The sequence below is a fragment of the Roseofilum sp. Guam genome (assembly GCF_017746735.1).
In the GTDB taxonomy this organism is placed as follows: Bacteria; Cyanobacteriota; Cyanobacteriia; order Cyanobacteriales; family Desertifilaceae; genus Roseofilum; species Roseofilum reptotaenium.
The window spans coordinates 69,444-88,719 of record NZ_JAGHZN010000005.1 but is presented as its reverse complement, the minus strand read 5'-3'; the positions used below and the strand labels follow the sequence as shown (position 1 = coordinate 88,719).

General features: G+C 44.6%; 20 protein-coding genes. 6 read left to right on the top strand and 14 right to left on the bottom strand.

Annotated features, from left to right (window positions below; all coding sequences use genetic code 11):
* The first annotated feature begins 42 nt into the window (after positions 1-42).
* Entirely contained in the window at positions 43-258 is a 216-nt protein-coding gene (locus J7529_RS02715; RefSeq protein ID WP_318727725.1) for a Nif11-like leader peptide family natural product precursor, read from the top strand.
* Here the strand turns inward: J7529_RS02715 and J7529_RS02710 are convergent.
* From J7529_RS02710 to J7529_RS02670, 9 genes are all read right to left on the bottom strand, one after another.
* A complete protein-coding gene (locus J7529_RS02710; protein ID WP_318727724.1) occupies positions 241-1,476 on the bottom strand; it encodes a cytochrome P450 in 1,236 nt (411 codons plus the stop codon). The two genes, J7529_RS02715 and J7529_RS02710, sit on opposite strands and share 18 nt — an antisense overlap.
* Entirely contained in the window at positions 1,473-2,246 is a 774-nt protein-coding gene (locus J7529_RS02705; RefSeq protein ID WP_318727723.1) for an SAM-dependent methyltransferase, read from the bottom strand. Before J7529_RS02705 ends, J7529_RS02710 begins: the two co-directional genes overlap by 4 nt.
* On the bottom strand, positions 2,243-3,313 hold the full coding sequence (locus J7529_RS02700) for a hypothetical protein (protein ID WP_318727722.1): 1,071 nt from the start codon (positions 3,311-3,313) through the stop codon (positions 2,243-2,245). The genes J7529_RS02705 and J7529_RS02700 overlap by 4 nt, the downstream gene beginning before the upstream one ends.
* Before the next feature lie 8 nt (positions 3,314-3,321).
* A complete protein-coding gene (locus J7529_RS02695) occupies positions 3,322-3,504 on the bottom strand; it encodes a hypothetical protein (RefSeq protein WP_318727721.1) in 183 nt (60 codons plus the stop codon).
* Positions 3,505-3,548: 44 nt separating this feature from the next.
* The gene (locus tag J7529_RS02690) at positions 3,549-3,746 is read right to left on the bottom strand and encodes a hypothetical protein (RefSeq protein ID WP_318727720.1); all 198 of its coding nucleotides are present in this window, start codon (positions 3,744-3,746) and stop codon (positions 3,549-3,551) included.
* Positions 3,743-4,087 carry a hypothetical protein gene (locus J7529_RS02685; RefSeq protein ID WP_318727719.1) on the bottom strand — a complete coding sequence of 115 codons (345 nt, stop codon included), beginning with the start codon at positions 4,085-4,087 and terminating at the stop codon, positions 3,743-3,745. The genes J7529_RS02690 and J7529_RS02685 overlap by 4 nt, the downstream gene beginning before the upstream one ends.
* Positions 4,080-5,123 carry a hypothetical protein gene (locus tag J7529_RS02680; protein ID WP_318727718.1) on the bottom strand — a complete coding sequence of 348 codons (1,044 nt, stop codon included), beginning with the start codon at positions 5,121-5,123 and terminating at the stop codon, positions 4,080-4,082. Before J7529_RS02680 ends, J7529_RS02685 begins: the two co-directional genes overlap by 8 nt.
* Before the next feature lie 137 nt (positions 5,124-5,260).
* On the bottom strand, positions 5,261-5,425 hold the full coding sequence (locus tag J7529_RS02675) for a lasso RiPP family leader peptide-containing protein (protein WP_318727717.1): 165 nt from the start codon (positions 5,423-5,425) through the stop codon (positions 5,261-5,263).
* Positions 5,426-5,482: 57 nt separating this feature from the next.
* A complete protein-coding gene (locus J7529_RS02670; protein WP_318727716.1) occupies positions 5,483-7,297 on the bottom strand; it encodes an asparagine synthetase B family protein in 1,815 nt (604 codons plus the stop codon).
* Between the two features lie 51 nt (positions 7,298-7,348).
* Between J7529_RS02670 and J7529_RS02665 the strand changes: the two genes are divergently transcribed.
* Both J7529_RS02665 and J7529_RS02660 read left to right on the top strand, forming a co-directional pair.
* Entirely contained in the window at positions 7,349-7,987 is a 639-nt protein-coding gene (locus J7529_RS02665; protein ID WP_318727715.1) for a 2OG-Fe(II) oxygenase, read from the top strand.
* Positions 7,988-7,992: 5 nt separating this feature from the next.
* Entirely contained in the window at positions 7,993-9,786 is a 1,794-nt protein-coding gene (locus tag J7529_RS02660; protein WP_318727714.1) for an ABC transporter ATP-binding protein, read from the top strand.
* 2 nt (positions 9,787-9,788) lie between these two features.
* On the opposite strand, the gene J7529_RS02655 is transcribed toward J7529_RS02660, so the two are convergent.
* Entirely contained in the window at positions 9,789-11,018 is a 1,230-nt protein-coding gene (locus tag J7529_RS02655; protein WP_318727713.1) for a nucleotidyltransferase family protein, read from the bottom strand.
* A 275-nt stretch (positions 11,019-11,293) separates the two neighbouring features.
* Here J7529_RS02655 and J7529_RS02650 point away from each other — a divergent pair, with 275 nt between their 5' ends.
* From J7529_RS02650 to J7529_RS02640, 3 genes are all read left to right on the top strand, one after another.
* The gene (locus J7529_RS02650) at positions 11,294-11,521 is read left to right on the top strand and encodes a hypothetical protein (RefSeq protein WP_318727712.1); all 228 of its coding nucleotides are present in this window, start codon (positions 11,294-11,296) and stop codon (positions 11,519-11,521) included.
* A gap of 258 nt (positions 11,522-11,779) precedes the next feature.
* Complete coding sequence (locus tag J7529_RS02645) at positions 11,780-15,214, top strand: ExeM/NucH family extracellular endonuclease (protein ID WP_318727711.1); 3,435 nt, start codon at positions 11,780-11,782, stop codon at positions 15,212-15,214.
* Between the two features lie 249 nt (positions 15,215-15,463).
* Positions 15,464-16,276, top strand: a complete 813-nt coding sequence (locus tag J7529_RS02640; protein ID WP_318727710.1) for a phytoene/squalene synthase family protein — start codon at positions 15,464-15,466, stop codon at positions 16,274-16,276.
* 188 nt (positions 16,277-16,464) lie between these two features.
* On the opposite strand, the gene J7529_RS02635 is transcribed toward J7529_RS02640, so the two are convergent.
* From J7529_RS02635 to J7529_RS02620, 4 genes are all read right to left on the bottom strand, one after another.
* Positions 16,465-17,091 (bottom strand): transglutaminase family protein, encoded by a 627-nt coding sequence (locus J7529_RS02635; protein WP_318727709.1) that lies wholly within the window; start codon positions 17,089-17,091, stop codon positions 16,465-16,467.
* A gap of 54 nt (positions 17,092-17,145) precedes the next feature.
* Entirely contained in the window at positions 17,146-18,243 is a 1,098-nt protein-coding gene (locus J7529_RS02630; RefSeq protein WP_318727708.1) for a HEAT repeat domain-containing protein, read from the bottom strand.
* A 113-nt stretch (positions 18,244-18,356) separates the two neighbouring features.
* Positions 18,357-18,836, bottom strand: coding sequence for a hypothetical protein (locus tag J7529_RS02625; RefSeq protein WP_318727707.1), 480 nt, complete (start codon positions 18,834-18,836; stop codon positions 18,357-18,359).
* 9 nt (positions 18,837-18,845) lie between these two features.
* Positions 18,846-19,262: a hypothetical protein gene (locus J7529_RS02620; protein ID WP_318727706.1), complete on the bottom strand. Its 417-nt coding sequence runs from the start codon at positions 19,260-19,262 to the stop codon at positions 18,846-18,848.
* Between the last annotated feature and the right edge of the window lie 14 nt (positions 19,263-19,276).

Here is a 19,276-nt window from a genome sequence, read left to right as displayed (position 1 = left end):
CACAATTTCCAAGAGTGATAGAAGAGGGATAAGATAAAACTCATGTCTGTCCAAGTAGCATTACACTTTATCGAGCAATTTCGTGCAGATGAACAATTCAAAACTCGACTTTTAGCCCTCAATAAAAACCCGAACTTAGAAGGCTTTGTTCAACTCGGTTCTGAACTGGGACTCCATTTCACCGTGGCTGAACTGCAAGAGGCGCACAAATATGACTGGGCAATGCGCGGGTTGCTGTATTCAAAAGACGACGGGTAATGATTTCAAACCGCGTGCTAGAAAAGTATCTTCCCATTCAAGGGATTCGGTTGCTATGGATAATTCAGGCAAGCGGTTTACCAGCGTACCCACGGCAATTTCTGCCAATAATTTACCCAAATGCCTCCCCAGACAAATATGAATTCCTCGACCGAAAGAAAGATAGGGATTGGGTTGGCGCTGAAGATCAAACTTCTCTGGGTTGGGAAACTTGGCAGGGTCTCGATTACCAGCAGCTAACATGCAATTGACGATTTCACCCCGATGAATGGTTGTATTTGAGAGTTGAATATCGGACAGTGCCGTGCGCGAGACGACTTGAAACGGGCCTTCATAGCGCAAAACTTCAGATATAGTCGTTTCTATTAAAGACGGATTTGCTTGTAGCTGTCTTAGCTGCTGGGGATGATCGAGCAAAGTTAAGATGCTGTTGCCAATTAAATGCTTAGTTGTTGAATCTCCAGCAAAAAATAGGAGGATGCAATTGGCAATCAGTTCTTCTTCGCTCAATTGACCCTCAGCTTGTGCTTGAACTAGGGTGCTAATTAGATTCTCTTGCGGTTGGCGATCGCTGTAGTGTTTAGCAATTAAGCTGCGGAAATATTGGGCCAAACCAGCGATTGCCAGCAAACCTTTCTCGTTAGCGATCGCAGTTGCGTCCAAGTCTCCGACTGCGGACAAGCCCTCTGACCATTGCTGAAAGCGCGGATGCCATTCTGATTTTGGAATTCCCAATATCTCGCAATTTACATCAAGGGTAAGCGGATAAGCAAAATCGTGGATAATATCCATTGTGCCCTGCTCTTTCGCGCGCTCAATGAGGTCGTCAACTTTCTCCTGAATGCGCGATCGCCATGTTTTAATTCGTGCTGGGCTGAAAGGAGCCACTAACCATTGACGGATTCTCGTATGATCTGGTGGATTGCGAAGCACCAACCACAGCGCCATCAGTCTTTGACTATCCTGACGCAAAGACAAAAAATGGTGAATTGCCTCTTGGTTAGCGGTTGTCACTCCTGCTAGTCCCGATTCCGCTCTCCCAAAGCTAGGGCTGGTCAGAGCTTCCACAATATCAGCGTAGCGCGTCAGCACCCAATCTTTTGGTTCGGGTCGATAGTAGATCGGCTGGTGAGTTCGCAGGTAATCGTAGGTAGGATAGGGGTTAGCGCGAAATTCTGGCGATCGCGGATTAAAGGGTAAAGGCATTTTTTCACTCATCTTTCTGCCACAATGTCGATTAGGGGAAATGACTGGCACCAGCCCACTGGATCTCGCAGTGCTGTATCTACAAGAGAACGAAGGATAGCGAGCTGTCCGGGAGGCTGGAGATCGCCATAAACGCGATCTAGATTTTCTTTCCACAGTGCGATCGTCCGCAATGATTGAAATCGCTTGTTTTTCATATATTCAATTCGCCAGCCAGCTTGCTCGAGATATTGGGTCAATTCTGAAACCGTACAAAGTTCCATTGATTCGCCAAAAGTCGTCCGTTCTCCCCAATAGTTATCTGTAACACAGTTGACTGAAATGAGCAGGCGTGGGGCTAACGATCGCAGCCGCTCCAGTAGTCTCGCTTTGTTTCTGATATGAGATATCATTTCCAGGGAAAATATTAGATCGTATTCCCCTCTGATTTCCTCTGTTTCTAGCTCCAAGTCTTGCTGCCACACATTTAAACCCAGGCTCTGGCAATACTCGACTTGGGTTCTACTCAATGATATTCCGGTTACCGAGCAATTGCGATCGCTAATTAGCATTTTGGCGGGCCCTCCCCAACCACAGCCGATATCTAAAACCCGTGTGCCAGTAGGGATATAAGGATAAAAATTTCTCACGGTTTGCCTTAAACCGGTTTCTAAATCTTCGGAGCCGCGAAAATAGCCAAAATGGTAATGTAGATCTCCACCAATAATTTCTTTCCATTCAGCAACCGATTCGGCAGAATAAAACCGATCTAAATCGCAATTTGTTTCAGAACTGCTATTCATTGTTTGCTTTTCCCAGATAACCACTGATGTTCAAACCACAGATAAGCTTTAGCTTCTAAGGAATCTGGCGATCGCCAAACTACCTTAATATGACTTAAGCGGCGATCGAATATTGTAAAATGATCCCTCGGCTGCAAAAGAGAAGCCGCAATTAAGTCACTCGGCCAAGAGGCTTTAGCATTTAGAGGATTAGTTTGACCCGGCCAGCTTAACAAAGGCTCTTGTTTTTCAGGCAAGCATAACCCTCGTTCTACTAAATAATTGAGGAACATAACCCAACGAGATTCATCTGGAGGCTGTTTGAGTAAAATACATTCTAAGCCAATTTGGGGATAAACAATCTGACCGACATCCAAACATACCGTTATGCGATCGACCAACCCGAATAATTGTATCATCAAGGCTTCTAGTTCCTTTGTTTCCCCCTGCCAGCCAATCTCTTGCAAATAGGGAATTAACAAATCGGGTGGCAAACGTTTAACATTAACTCGCAAAGCGGGTGAGTTACGAGAGAGCATCACACCAATATGACTGATAAATACCCCATCAGGACAAGCCCTAAAGCATTGCTCTAGATTATCCTGCCACTTGTGCCAACCCGAAAAACCTAGAAGTAAATCCAGGGCTTGAGTAGCAATAGCATAGGTTTCAAGTGCTGGAGATACCTCCTGTGGCAACCCGAAGAAAATGGCGGGGAGGGGAAAAAAAACTGATGAGTTGTCAATATCATACTCTAACCAAATTTCTGGAATTGACTGAAGAGATAATTGCCATTGTGCCAGAAAATCTTGCAGTTGCAGCCACCCCGAATGAGTGACTCCATCCTCTGAAGTAACAGCAGATATCTGTTCTTGCAACAACGCTAACTCATTCTCGTTGGGTACAATGCACTGCTGGAAATCGACTTGAGCAGTGTTGAAATTGAGGCGACATTCAAAACCACCTCGCAGAATGGGAGCGAGACGATCTGCTAATCCTTTTAATCCCAAAACTCGATCGGGTGCAACTAATTTGGGCACTAGATCGGGTAAAAGTAGCTCAATGGACTCTGCTAGAGTTGAGGGCATGGCTACAGCTAGACATCTTTTTCCAGAGGTGGGATTTTATCGCTGGAAATGGTAACAACTTTTCCATCTTGCCAAATACTAATGGATTCGCCCAGTTTGCGATGTCTCTCGATCGCCTCGGCAATCGCTTCTTTTATACCAGCATAAATTTTTTGATGCAGTGGCGAAAGGGGGGGATTTTTAGGATTCATCTATATCTCCAGTAATTGAGTTCCATATTTCGGATGGAATGACCTCATTTAGTTTCTAGTAAATTCCTTGCTCTCTGTCGTCGTTCAACATTAATTGGACTATTGCGAATATCAGCTTCGGCAAGGGCGATCGCTTCATCTAATAGCATATTAAGATCGTCAAACATTAGACACACTTCTCGCCAGCGAGCAATAGACCTTGTTCTTGTTTCCGGATCGGGGATTTGGGGTTGGCTATTCATGGCAGATTCCAATTCCTTTTTGTTTCTTGGATAGTTGCTTCTATAGCATCTGCTGTTGCTTCTGCTATTTCTATAGATTGCTCCAATAACTTCAGAGTAGCAGAATTAGCTATTGGTTGAGATTCGGCAACTAACAGTAGTAGTTTGCCAAGACGAGTATAAGAAGTCCTGGCCCGCTCTAGGGCATTATCGATTTGTTCTAGTTCGGGAAGTGTTGCCTCTCTCTCACCATACTGTTGCAATAAATTAAATTCGGCTGCTTTCGCCCGATCTATAATTTGGAACAGTCGCCGCTGCAAGTGAAAAATAGTGGTTAATATGTCATCAGGTAAATTAGCCATCGGCTGTTTTGGAAAGTTGAGTGCTGTTCTCTGATGGGGTAAGACTCGCTAAATCTTCTAAAATAGCGTCGCACAACTGGGGCAATGCGTCTAAACTATCGCCGCGAGTTACTTTTCTGATCGGCACTTTCATTGCTACACGACTAAAACCAGTAAACTCCCGCTCTTGCCTATCCTTATCTAATTTTAAATAGCTCACCGATCGCTGCTCCATCAACTTCATCAGTGCCATTGCTGAGGGAATGGATTCAATCTGCGGTGCTGCTAATTCTGGCTGGCGTTTTCCAAGAATGTAAATTGCTGCTAAGGGGAGGGGTTCCTGATAGAACTGCCATTGAGTCTCGCCCTCGTTATCATTAACGCTTCCACTTAAGTCTAGAAACCGTTTGTCCATAAAGTCAAAGACCCGATCTAAACCAGCTTCTGAACCGTACAGGGCTGTAATTGATTCAGGCCACAATCGTAGGCGTGGATAACCTGGATGTACAACAAAATGGGATGAGCGATCGCCGATCGCCGCAATATCATCGGCGAGAATGGGGTATCCCCGTTTAGCCAGGGCTGCTGCTGTCGTGGATTTTCCCGCTCCCGTTTCCCCGGCGATCGAGATCGCCTGCTGACCCATTTTCACCACACAAGCATGAAGAGAAAGGACACCCTGCAAGCGTAAAGCACAGCCCAACACCGATCCCACTAACAGGGTTGTCACTTCTTCTAAAACCGAACGAGTCCAGGTTACTCCGATATGACGGCCATCCGCATCGACCTGAAAATCGATTTGTCCGTCACCGCGAAACCACAAATGGAAATGAGTGCGATCGCCTTTGTATATGGGTTTCACTCCATTGGAGTACACTTTCGGTCTTGATGAAGGTGTTTCTGGCGATCGCGCTTCCTCTTCGTCCTCTGTCATCAACTCTACCCAGACATCGACCGGAGCATTTTTCCTGGCAGGAGTTAAAAACGGTACAGGTTTATTCGCCTGTACCGTTAAGCCATAAGCTGTATACTTAAACGAGTGACCTAATTCATTCAAGACAATTATTCTATCCCTACTATTCCTGGTTAAGCACAATTCACCCAGAAGCTGACTCTAGAGTTTTTAGAACGCTCGCCAGAGTAAAATCCTGGATGAATTGCGACATTCAAAGTACACAACTGAGAAGTTAGCAATTACGAGGCATATTGACTAAAGCCTCCCCCACCATCGGTGGGATCGCCAGGAGCACCAGGCCCGGTCAACGTCAGATCGCTGACATTGCCAAATTTCCGCAGTTTGGGAGTGTTGTACTTCTTTTGATTGGCACTATTACCTGGGTTGGAAGTCATTTGGGACATTGTTTTTCTCCTCATTATTCAAGATTGAGTTAGGGATAAGATGAGTTGGAGTCTAAGCTATACATGCTGCTGATGACGAAACCAGTATCCCAATTGCATCACCGTCGCGCACTGATTATAGCTGGCAGGAGTTAGTTCGGCAACGGCTTGCAGTCTTTCTAACAGACCTTTGCTATTGACAGAGCTGGACAATTTTGGATGTTCTGCCAACTCTACCATCCAGGGCTGGATTCCGCGCTGCTGCATGAGATTATAGTGGGGAAACCCCCGCAGGGCTGTTTTGGGCCGCTGTAGTACAGATTCTGGCAACATGCCTTTCATCGCTTCCCTGAGCAAGAATTTATTGTCTAACCAGGGTGTTGACGGCACTGACAGCAAGTACAGCACTAAGCGCAAATCGAAAAAGGGAAAGCGCACTTTAATGGGAAAACCGGTGAAGCCCGGATTGGACCAAGCAAATATGTTAGACCACAAGGGAGCAGAAGTCATGCCGTAGCGGTCTCTCTGTCCTGGCGCAGTCAATTGTTCTTCCAGTCGCGCTTTCAATTGCATTCGTTCGGCGAACTCTGGATTAAACCAGTCAGGAAAATCCATAGTTTGCTGCTTGCGGTTAGGGGAGTCGAATTGTTCTTCTTTCCCTCTTTTCAGCCACTGGCGCAACCGGGTACGCAACCTCAGTTGGGCACGAAGAGAGCGGATGTAACCCAATAGTGACTTATCTGGGGAAGATGGCCTTGGATAGAGGGCAGGATCGCCACCAAAGCCAACTAGCATAACCCGACTGTACCCAGCTATGCGCCGCATAATTTCTACTTCCGCAGCTTGATCGGGAATCAATAGAGGTTCGGGATAGATGTATTTTGGGTATTCCCCTGGGGCCTGCCCGATGTAGTCTTCCACCACCAGGTACTCAATGGGGAAACCGGCCATTTCAGCAACTTGTGTGGCATAGTCTCCTTCGTCGTCGGGAATCAGATGTTTATAGACGATCGCATAAGCCCGAAAATCAACCGGTGAAGCGGTTGCTGTCATTAATTTATAGGCAGTGGCAGCAATACTCGTCGAGTCCATTCCCCCACTTAAATGGGTTCCCACACTGTGGCTTCTTAGTCTATCGGCAACTGAGCGTTCAAATAACTCCTGAAATTGCTCAATATATTCTTCTGGACGTTGATAGTTCAGGTATTCCACATCTTCGGGTAATTGCCAGTAACGCTGAATGTTAATTCTCCCTTCGGAGTAAATTAAAGTATGAGCGGGGGGCAATTTCTGGATATCGGCAAAGGTGGTGGTCGCCATATCCATATTCATGCTAAAGAGGAGGAAATCGGCGATCGCACTCTCATTCAGGCGATCGGATACTTCGGGATGGAATAGCACGGTGTTGAGATGATTGCTAAACACCAGAGTTTGACCCATTTCTGCATAATAAAAGGGGACAATCCCAAACTGGTCTCTAGCACAAAATAAACGTTGTTTGTGGCTATCCCAAATCGCAAACGCAAAATCCCCGCTCAGTCGTTCTAAACAAGCGTCTCCCCAAACCTGATAGGCATGTAAAACCAAGTCAACATCAGGTGTATCGTTCTCTAGATTGCATCCCGAAGCACGCAAGCGTTCGATTAGCTCCTGACGGCGATCCAAGCGGATATCCCCAGTAATCCAAATCTTCCCATTTAAACCCAGAGGTTGCTGTTCATTTTCCGATTCCCAGGTTGTCCGCAAGAGAGAATGACCTAAACCCACATGACTCTCACTCCATATATTCTGAGCATCAGGAGCTTGAGGTCTCATCAAATCGGTCATTTGCTGTAAAAGATTGGCATCAATGGGTTGACCGTCCCCATTGAAAATACCGACAATACCACTCATAAAGTCATATACTGCATTTGACTTGCTATTCAATTAAACCAAAATCTGTCAATGTTCGATCAATTAACCCTGTTTGAGCGCTTGGGTGTCTTCGTAGTACGAGACTTCCTTGATCGCCAACTTTGTCAGCAAATCCTAGCAGCCGCTCGTCAAGCCCAGAAAATCGATCTCGGTGGTGTGGTGAACGATAAAGGCGAATCTGTAGTGAATGAAACCCTTCGCAAAGTTCAACAAACCCAGTTATCCCAATCCATTGTTGAAACTGTCGGTCATAAGCTCAGAGCGATCGCCCCACAACTGGAAGCCAAATTTCAAGTAAAATTAGTGGATTGTCAAGGGCTTAACTTTTTGTTTTACCGAGAAGGTGACTTTTATTTGCCCCACCAAGATCGTAATTTTAACGAGAATTACCAACATATTAACCAAAGGCGACGGATTTCTGTCGTCATTTTCGTGAATGGTGAAGAACAGACCGAAAAATCAGACAGTAGCAGTCTCGATACTTATAAAGGTGGAGAATTAATGTTTTATGGTTTATTGAAAGATGAGAAAGCAAATAAGTTAGGCTTGTCGCTCAATGGCCAACCCGGCTTGTTTGTGGCGTTTGAGAGCGATCTGATGCATGAAGTGAAGCCAGTGACAGCCGGAGAGAGATTGACGATTGTCAGTTGGTTCTTGGGAGAAGAATAACACCGATGCAATCTCAAGTACAACTGCTCAAAAATCTGAAAAGAGCGATCGGTTTAGTTTGGCAAAGCACACGATTTTGGACATCTTGTACGATTATTTTGGTGTTTTTCCAAGGCTTATTGCCATTAGCTTCACTGTATTTAATGAAGCTACTGATCGATACAGTGACTGCGGGTATCGGTAACGGCATTTCTGCTTTTTATGATGTCCTCACCATTGTTCTGCTGGTGGGGATAACAGCACTGATTACCAATCTACTACGGGCTTTCTCCGGGTATGCCACCCAAGCTCAATCGCAAATTGTTACTGATTTTGTCAATGATATTCTACACAGCAAATCCATTGAGCTTGACCTAGAATATTACGAAAATGCTAATTTTTATAATTCTCTGCACCGCGCTCAACAGGAAGCCAGTTATCGACCGCAAAACCTACTGAATAGTTTGCTACAGTTGGCCCAAAATGCAATTTCTCTGGTGGCGATCGCGGGATTGCTACTTTCCCTACACTGGTCGATTAGTATCGTCTTATTAGCCGCAGCACTGCCAGTTTTATTCGTTCGCTTACAGCATAGTAAACTACTGTACCGACAGCAAAAGACTTGGACGGGAAAAGAACGGATTGCTTGGTACTTTCATTGGATGCTCACCTTAGATACCTATGCCAAAGAAATCCGGTTATTCGATCTTGGAACGCTGTTTCGTAGGCGCTATTATGACCTACGCCAGGAGATTCGTCAAGAAAAATTAGGTTTAGCGAGAAAACGGGCGATCGCCGATTTTTTGACTCAATTGAGTGGTATTCTCGCGATTTTTGCCGTATTTAGTTTTATTGCCTATCAAACCATCCAAGGAGAAATCACGCTCGGAAGTTTGGTCATGTATTACCAAGGCTTTCAACGAGGTCAAGCCTTTTTAGGACAGCTTCTGTCTAATATAGCGAGTTTATATGAAAATAGTTTGTTTCTCTCCCATCTTTACGAATTCCTGGACTTAAAACCCACTATTGCTAATCCGATCCATCCTCAATGGCTTCCTCAACCTTTCCAAAAAGGTTTAAGATTTGAAAATGTTTCCTTCCAATATCCCCATAGTCGTCGTCCCTTACTCGAAGACATTAATCTGACGATTCCCGTAGGAGAAACCGTCGCTTTAGTAGGGGAAAATGGTGCAGGAAAAACCACGTTAATTAAATTATTATGTCGTCTCTACGATCCGACAAATGGACGAATTACAATTGATGGCATTGACTTGCGCGAACTTTCTGTCATCGATTGGCGGCAAAACATCAGTGTTGTATTTCAAGATTATGTGCGCTACAATTTAACGGTTCGAGAAAATATTGGCTTTGGTAACATTGACCATATTGATAATCACCCAGATATCATCAATGCTGCCCAAAAATCAGGAGCGGAAGGAATTATTTCTCGACTGCCGAAAGGCTATGATACCATGTTAGGAACGCAATTTGATGAAGGAGAAGAATTAAGCATTGGCGAATGGCAAAAAGTGGCGATCGCTCGTGCCTTCCTGCGTCCGGCTCAACTGCTGATTCTTGATGAACCAACCAGCGCTCTGGATGCTGAGGCAGAATATGAAGTATTTGAACAATTCCGTCAACTGATTCAAGGGAAAACCGCTATTCTCATCAGCCACCGTCTGTCTACAGTCAAGATGGTTGATCGCATTTTTGTCCTAGAAAAAGGTAGAATTGTAGAAACAGGTTCCCACGAAGAGTTATTAAAACTAGGGGGAACTTATGCGCGTTTATTTAAAATTCAAGCCAAGTATTATCAATAATATCAACCTTTGAATAAATTCCAGAGAGACGATATTTTTTCTTTGCTGATTTTATAATTTCCGATCAACTTGACAATTCTCAGGGGATAATAGAGGAAAAACAAAAGCTTGGGCAGGGGAAGTGAGTCTCGATCGCTTGCATTTACACGAAAAACAATCTTTAGAAAATATTGCAACTTATTCCATAAATTCGTTTCTCTTTTCTCCCACAAACTGATAATATAGAAAATATAGCTATATTCCCTGTTTTTATGATACATATACTCTTTATGTTGTCTGGCAACTTTCACCACTTCTGGAAACTCCTTCAGCTTTTCTGAAAGTCTCTCTGGAAGGGGAATTTGCAGATAAGTTTGCACGATCGCAATTCCGAGCCAAAATATGCGATCCTTCTCATCCGTTCCACATTGAGCCATAACTTTCCGCCAATTTGCTTCTGGATAAGTTTGAACTAATGCCCCAAAATCACAGATTCTTTTTAATGAGTTCCAACCTTCTTTTGTGCCATGAAAATAGCCAAGAGCAATACAACTTTCTGGAGAAAAAATTTCTACTTTTTTGCCCAAAAAAGATAAAGTTTGCAAGCCCTCAAAAAAGGATTTTGGTTCAATCTTTAGATAAAAGTGTTGTGGCACTAACTTATAATGTAGGTCAATGTTCACTTGGCGATCGGGTAATACCATATGAGCTTCTCCAATACTCTCTTCAATTGCGCCAAAGTGTTTGTCATAATACCCTTGCTCAATGAGAACATCTTTAGCTTTAGAGAAATCTTGAGGACGAACTAAAATATCTAAATCACAAAAGTCTCGTAATCCCATATTTCCATAAGCCAAATTTGCCCAGATTGGCCCCTTAAAAGGAATGGCTTGAATATTATGTTCTGCAAATAAGTTCAGCACTTGCAACAGTTTATTGGTCAGAAACAAATTATAGGTCATTCGTTGTTGAACTTTAAGTTCTATTCTCTCCAATACAGATGAAGGAATGACCTCTGGATGAGTTGCTTTTAGAGTTTGAACCAGGATCATAAAGACATTATTCTGAACTGCATTTTGCACCAGAATATCCCAGTGTAAATTAGTCCGGAGCAAACCGCAAATATCAGAGGAAGTAGCTGAATTTAATTGATAACGAATACAGCACAAAAGCAAGTTCTTTTCAGCTAAATCGCTTTGATTCTGACTGGCGATTTGAGAGTCTATGTGATGTTCTGTTTGTTCTTGAATCATTGTTTACGGTGGTAAGATTTATCAAGCTATTGATTGACAATTTCCGTAACATTTTACCAGAGCGTTATGGAATATAAACGGGTAACCTGAATGGCTTTATTTGTCCAAGAAGAGAATGCCGATATTGACTGATGGGAACGCCACCACCTCTTTTTGTCTTTGATGGTTCTAGTTCTGGGATTAATGTCCAGATGGGAGACCAAGTGCAAGTCACGGGAGTCGTCGATCAATTATTCGGTCTCACAGAGTGAACCAACATTACCCACTTTACCGTTATGCTCAGTGTAATGGAACTGTTTCAGCTCGATCGCTCATCCAAAGCAGTGATGTTTGGAGAATACACTCGGCTTGAGCCGGTGGAGTATGTCAACCAAAGAATGCTCTCAAGAAGAGGCAGTTGGGACAAATTCCTCCTCTTTGACGGTTATGTAGCAGAGAAGGGGGGAGTTAAGAATCGTTACTCACTGCTTCTTGGCTGGCGATTCAAGTTAAAAGCAAAGTGACAGAAGAGGGATATTCTTTACCTAAAGTTTATCTCGTCTTCAGCAACACTTGACCAGAGCTTTATGAAATATAAATGATCGCACCTTACTGTAAAAAGCTGTGTGGCTTCCTCCTAGTCTTGGGTACTGACGCAAGTTAAGAGACAAATGATTCAGAAGTCAAGCCGGGATTAATCGCCTTCGGAACTTCTCCAGAGTGCGATACCCATTCGTTTACCCATCTACTCAATCACAGCAAACTAAGCACAGTAAAAAACAATGGCACTCAATCCAGGGGACATCGCATTTGTCCAATACAACGCCGATAACCCAGACAACTTCGCTTTCGTTGCTCTTGTCAATATTGCCGATAGCGAATCTATTCTCTTCACCGATAACGGTTGGCAATCTAACAACACCTTTCGTACTAATGAAAATACTATTACCTGGACTCCCCCTGCTGGCGGCATCACTGCGGGAACGGTGGTAACCATTACCGGAACTACAGCATCTTCCGGGACACTCAGTGCAACTACACCTGCACTAAGTACCAGTGGAGACCAGATCCTCGCCTATCAGGGAGCATCTGACTTTATCGCCGCTCTGAATAACGAAGGGACGACAGGAGTATGGCAAGCTGATGCCACCAGTAGTAATACCTCAGCATTACCTCAAGGACTCACCAACGGCACTAATGCTGTAGCCTTGATTGAAATCGATAATGCCCAGTACGTAGGCACTACATCTGGGACTCAAGCTGAATTACTCGCTGCTATCAATAATTCTGCCAATTGGACGGGTAGTAATAGTACAGCTCAAACCTTCTCTGGAAGCTTTACTGTTAGTGGTTCTCCCTCTCCCTCACCTTCACCTGCTCCCTCCATCACCTCAATTCACGACATCCAGGGAAGCAGCGCGGCTAGTGCCCTTGATGGCAATACGGTAACGATTGAAGGTATTGTTGTTGGCAACTTCCAAGACGGAGCTGGAGCTGGAACCAATGGCGATCTCAATGGCTTTTTTGTCCAAGAAGAAGATGCCGATGCTGATGGAAATGCCGCCACCTCAGAAGGAATTTTTGTCTTTGACGGTTTCAGTCCTGCGGTTAATGTCCAGGTGGGCGATAAAGTGCAAGTGACTGGAGAAGTTGAGGAATTTTTTGGTCTGACGGAGCTAACTAACGTCAGCAACGTTACGGTTGTTTCTTCTGGAAATACTTTACCTACTGCGACGGATATCTCCCTTCCCGTTGCTTCCACGGTAACTAATGCGGATGGCGAACTCATCCCCGATCTGGAACAATACGAAGGGATGTTAGTCCGCTTTACCGATACCTTGAGTGTAACGGAAATGTTTCAGCTCGATCGCTTCGGAGAGCTAAGAGTTTCCCAAGGAGGACGCTTAGAACAGTTTACGCAAAATAATGCTCCCAATGTGGCCGGATTTGCTACTCACCAGCAAGATATTGCCCGGCGTAACATTGTTATTGATGACGGTCAAACGGTTCAAAATCCTGACCCCATTATCTTTCCTGATGGTAGCCTCTCTACTGCTGATGGCTTCCGCATGGGAGATACCGTAACTAATTTGACTGGAGTAGTCAACTTTAGTCGGGGGAGTGGGGGTTCTGGAGACCAAAACTACCGCATTCATCCGACGGTTACGCCGACGTTCGTATCGACTAACCCCCGGCCGGCAACGCCTAATGCTGTTGGTGGCAGCCTAAAAGTTGCTGGTTTCAATGTTCTCAATTACTTCACTACTCTAGATGAAGGCAGCAACACCACTGCTAATGGTAATAACCCTCGTGGCGCAGATAATGCCACAGAGTTTACTCGGCAAACGGAAAAACTGGTTACAGCGTTAAGTACTTTAGATGCTGATATTGTTGGGTTAGTGGAGGTTGAAAATGACTTTCAAGCCGGAAGTAGCGGTAATGCGATTGAAAATCTGGTGAATGAGTTAAATGCCTCGGTTGGTGCCGGAACCTATGATTGGGTGAATCCGGGAACTCAGTTTGTGGGGGATGATGCGATCGCGGTAGGATTCATCTACAAACCGAGTCAAGTGTCTCTCTCTGGTAATAGCAGCATCTTAAATACAGCCGCTTTCCTCGACCCGAACAATTCTGGACAGAACCGCAACCGTGCTGCTTTAGCCCAAACCTTCACCGAAACCACTTCTGGGGAAAGCTTTACCGCTGTTGTCAATCACTTCAAGTCTAAGGGCAGTTCTGGCCTGACTGATACCAGTAATCCAGATTTTGACCAGTTGGATGGTCAAGGATTTTGGTCTGATACCCGCGCTGATGCGGCTACTGCTCTGGCCAATTGGCTCAATACTGACCCCACCAATAGCGGCGATAGTGATTTCTTGATTTTGGGCGATCTCAACGCCTATGCTCAAGAAGATGCGATTACTAACCTGGAAAACGCAGGATATACAGATTTAGCCCAACAGTTTCTCGGCTCTGATGCCTATTCGTTCGTCTTCGACGGACAAACGGGAACCCTAGACTATGCTCTGGCGAATTCCAGCTTGCTCTCGCAGGTGACTGGAACGACGGAGTGGCACGTCAATGCAGATGAACCCGATGCGATCGACTATAATACGGACTTTGGTCGAAATACTGGTATTTTTGATGGATCAGTTCCCTTCCGCAACTCCGATCACGACCCCGTAATTGTTGGTCTTAATCTAGGAGCGTCTGCACCAACGCCAACGCCGACTCCCACCCCAACCCCGACTCCCACCCCAACGCCAACCCCGACTCCTGGGAATGGAACGGTTGAAATTAGTCTGAATGCGGAACAGGTTGCTGCTGTAGTGGCAGCTTTGGATAATCCTCCTCCTTTCCCCTCGCCCAATTTAGCCAGCGTAACTATCACGGGAATCAATACGTTTGATCTTCTTCTGGGAGACAACCAGAATGAGACGTTCAATGCTAGAGGGGGCCCGGATATCGTTGTTGCTGGTGGTGGAGATGATAACGTCAATGGAGAGGCTGGAGCCGATCTGCTAATTGGTAATCAAGGTCGCGATATTATCAGTGGTGATGCTGGGAATGATGTGATTTTTGGTGGTCAAGGTGACGATGCTGCCCGTGGTGGTGATGGGAACGATCTGGTAAGTGGCGATCGCGGTAACGACCTGTTGCAAGGAAATGGGGGTAATGACCAACTCTTTGGCGGTAGCGGTAATGACAACATCAATGGAGGGCCGGGTAACGACTTGGCCTATGGCGGACGAGGGGACGATCTGCTGCGTGGCGGTCAAAATGACGATATCCTTATCGGTAATTTAGGTAATGATGGTCTACGTGGAGATGCCGGTAACGATCGGTTATTGGGCAATCAAGGCGCGGATTACTTAGATGGCGGTGTGGGTAACGATACTCTGCGTGGAGGTCGAGACAGCGATACTCTCCTCGGTGGTACTGGCGATGATCTCCTCTATGGAGATATCGGTAATGATAGTCTCGTCGGTGGAGTCGGGAGTGATGTCTTTGTGCTACAGAATGGTCGTGGAACCGATCGCATCGCTGATTTTGGTACAGGCGATCGGATTGGGTTAGCTGGAGGGTTAACCTTCCAACAGTTACAAATTACCCAAACTGGAGCCAATGTTACTCTTTCATTTGGAAATCAAATCCTAGCAGTGGTGGAACAAACCAATGTGAGTGCCTTAACTCCCGACCTATTCCTGAGCGTATAATCCATAGTAGAAGAACTCAATCGAGTGGGGGTAATCTCCTCCACTTTGATTGTTGTATAGCAGAGAAGAAAGGAGTTAAGAATCGTGACTTACTGCTTGCTGGCGATCGCCTTCCGGTTTGCCCATCAGTTAACCGGTACTCCCGATCCTCTGCTCTCCCCATTTACCCTAAAACCGATCTAAAAAACTTGCTTGTCTGCTCTTGATGAATTATAAGCTAGTAACAAGCAAATGTGAGGAGTTGAATGGATGAGCGCCCTTAAAAGTGCCTTAGAGATTTTGGAAGAAACGAGTCGGACATTTTATATTCCGATTATCCGTCTTCCTCCTAATCTACAAGAAGCAGTGGCTTCTGCCTATTTATGTATGCGTGCCATTGATGAGGTTGAGGATCATCCAACTCTGGACAATGAGGTAAAAAGCCAGATTTTGCGTCAGATGAGTTGGGGATTACAGTCTGGGGTCAATAATGGCACATTGGCACAAGCTCGCTTGAATTGGGGCAGGTATGAGTCCGAGATTCCAGAGGTGAGTTTACGATTATATGAGTGGGCAACCTTAGCACCCCAAGATATTTCTCCCCGCATTTGGGATGCTACCGCAGCGATGGCGAACCGGATGGCTTCTTGGGCTGAGTGTAACTGGAATGTCCTGACTGAGCGGGATTTAGACTGTTATACCTTTAGTGTCGCTGGGGCTGTGGGCTTGATGCTTTCGGATCTGTGGGCATGGTATGATGGCACGCAGACGAATCGGACTGAGGCGATCGCCTTTGGACGAGGGTTACAAGCCGTGAACATTCTCCGCAATCACCACGAGGATCGCCAGCGTGGAGTAGATTTTTTTCCCCAAGATTGGACAATTTCTCAGATGCAAGCCTATGCCCGTCGTAATTTAGAGTTAGCCAATCAGTATACAGAAGCTTTGCCTGCTGGGCCAGCATTGGAGTTTTGTAAGATTCCTCTGGCTCTAGCTCATGCAACCTTAGACGTATTGCAAGCAGGAGAGGAAAAGCTCTCTCGGACTGCGGTGTTAACCTTGATTCAACAGATGACAAGGTAGTGGGATAGAGGGATGGAGAGATTAGACTTCTTGCAGAAGGTGAGGGAATAGGGAATGGGGAATAGGTATTAGAATACAGGATTCCTGCATTACTATTCATTTTCTGCCCATTTATGCAAGAAGTCTATTGGCTATCCCCCCTATCTCCCTATCCTCCCATCGCAACGCAAAGCGCTGTATTATAGCGACTATTGAATCGATTGGTACTGCGTACGATTCTCTCGACAGGAATCAGGAAGCATTTCTATCGAAAGATCGGGAAGATTCTCCAGCATTGAATCCCAGGTTCTGTATGACTGTAGAGCTTCTACAACAATAGGTAGTGGATCGGGGAGAATGACCTGAAAATCTGCTTCTTCAGGCAACTGAATCTTAAATGCTAAAGACTCCTGGGGAGGAGAAAATTGAGCATTGACTCCTTCTTTGTTCCCTCTGGGATCTACCCGATACCAACCTGTTTCTGGTAAGTAGATCGCATTAAAACCATGTAAGCTGTAGGGGGCACCTTGATCATCAATACTCAATCGTTGATAACAAAAGCCTGCCGGGATTTGATTAGCTCGAAGAAGCGCAGCAAGTAAATGGCTCTTAGCGTAGCAATACCCTGTTTTGTGCCTCAGAACATCAGATGCACGACAAGTCACAGGATTCATTTGATAATCAAAACTATGATAGATTTCATCTCGCACCCACTCGAAACAAACTTGAGCTTTTTCTAATACAGTTTTACAGTCTAAGGTGATTTTTGTGGCACAGTCCATAACTTCTGGATTTTTCCAGTCAATCACGTCAGTCGCTTGCAAGAATTCTTTCATAGTTTCCATAGTATTTACAACTCTTGAACAAAATAAGGATAAATTGAGATCGTCTTAGAGCGCTTCGCCACTGAGAAATCGAATCAACTTCTCTCGTTTTGGTTTTTCCTTAATACCAATGTATATCAATGAATATTCAATAGTACAACGTATATTAAATCCTGATTCCCATGCCTCTTTATTATCAGCGATCGCCCGCAAAAGAAATTGCTGACTGTTCGTAAGAGTGTTGACTGCTGTTCCCGGTTTCATCACACCCTCTGGAAAGACAAGCTCAAACAATAAATTACAGTTATTATAGTAATATAAGAAAGCCCATCGATAGGTCAAAGTCGGCATCAATTGTTCTAGAACACGATTACTCAATCGATCAAAAAAGTTGACAAACAATCCACGTCCATCTGCATACCATGAGTCAAAATGATTGCTTAACTGCAATAATATATCAGGACAATCTCCAAGCTCTATGAATTGTTCTAACAGTTCCTGTGATGGATTTTCTCTAGCTACATACATGAGTGAGATGGCAGCAGCCAGTTTGACTATTTCTGCGTCATCAGATTGTAATATTTCTTCGCAGAACATCTTATCTAGAGGCGTTTCTCCATCTAATATCGCTAGTAGCAAGAGAAGCGATGCTCTAATGTTCGGTTCGGGTTCTTGTCTCAGGCGATCGTAAAATTTTGTACAGACGTTGGTAGATTGTGGTTTACAAGCTGCGAGAATATCGGCAGCAATTATTCTCATCTTCGGTATCTCGTGTTCGAGCAAGCCAATATAAAAATCCAAAGCTTGATAAATGGGTTTGCGAACAGAATTAACCCATTTTTGATAACTCCGATCGTATTCATCGGACTCGTCAAGAGAATCTAAACATGATAAATTGTCAGATATAGCGATCGAAGCAATACAACAGAGAATACTAAAAAGAAATTCTGTATCTGTCTCTTTATAAATTTGTCTAATGAAAAATGGCAAAACCAGACCTACTTTATTATGTACATCGCCCTGATAAAATATACGGTCACGAACTTTATCTAGCGCTTCTTCTCGAACATTATGGTCATCTGATGAAAACTTGTGCAGTTCTTGCACGAACTCATGGCCGAATTCAGCTTCTAATTCTTGTAGCTCAATGTCTGGGATATCCATTGCTTCTCCTTGGATTCGACCAAGATCCGAACTAAATCATACCACTTTTAACGAAACTAGTGCGTTTTGTGTGCGCGATCGCCCTTAGACAACTCATACTAACTCATCCTATTTTATAACCCCCTTAAAAATTGCTCATAACCTTCCTTAAACTTTTCTTTGCCATCTCGCTCAACGATACTGCCATGAGCCACAACAACTCGCTCAAAGTCCCATTTTAGAACTTGTTTAACCGATGCTCTAACTTGTTCTAATTCGGTGGTGGCAATGCGCTCTAGTAAGGATGGACTTAATTGTTTATATCCACCAAGAATTCTAGCTGCAAATTGTGTGAGGAATGGAAAGCTTTCGTCAAAGTAAAATGCTATATCTGTCAAAATTAAAGTGCGGCTGGATGCATGAAAAAAGACACATTCATTGAGTTCATCAACTCCGTTTAAGCCGAAAATCTTAAAGCCATTGAAAAAGACGAACTCTAACCCAGCGAATAACTCACCCCTATCTCCCTGAATAGTCCGATCAATCGGCAATTCTGGTTTTTTCAGGTTTAAACCAGGTGCAGCCCAAATATCTGTGTCAAGTTCTTTTAGCATTAGGAAACTCTATTTCTTCAACCACAGCAACAGCGCAAACATCCCCAAGAGCAAGGCTTCGGTTCCCAAGAGTCCATTTAAGGTTTGGGCATCTTCAGGCTGGAGGATAAACTGCGATCGCCAGATCGTATAGGGTAAGAATTGTAGTACCATAATCCCACAAAATACGAGCCACACTGACCAACCTAAACCTCGCCAGAGGGCGATCGCCGCTACGATATCAAAACTTAACAGAGCCACATCCATGCCACGCCAGAGTAGGGGAGTCGATAACCAGGGAGTCCCTGTCAACCCAGCCATATTGCCTATGTGAACGGTTGCGCCATAGAGCAGAACTAACGCCAAAAACTTGGCATAGCGAGCTGTCCAAGGATAGCTTAGGGCAGCATGATCGGGCATATCAGGGATTATCTCTACTTTTTTCATTCTTTTAATGTATG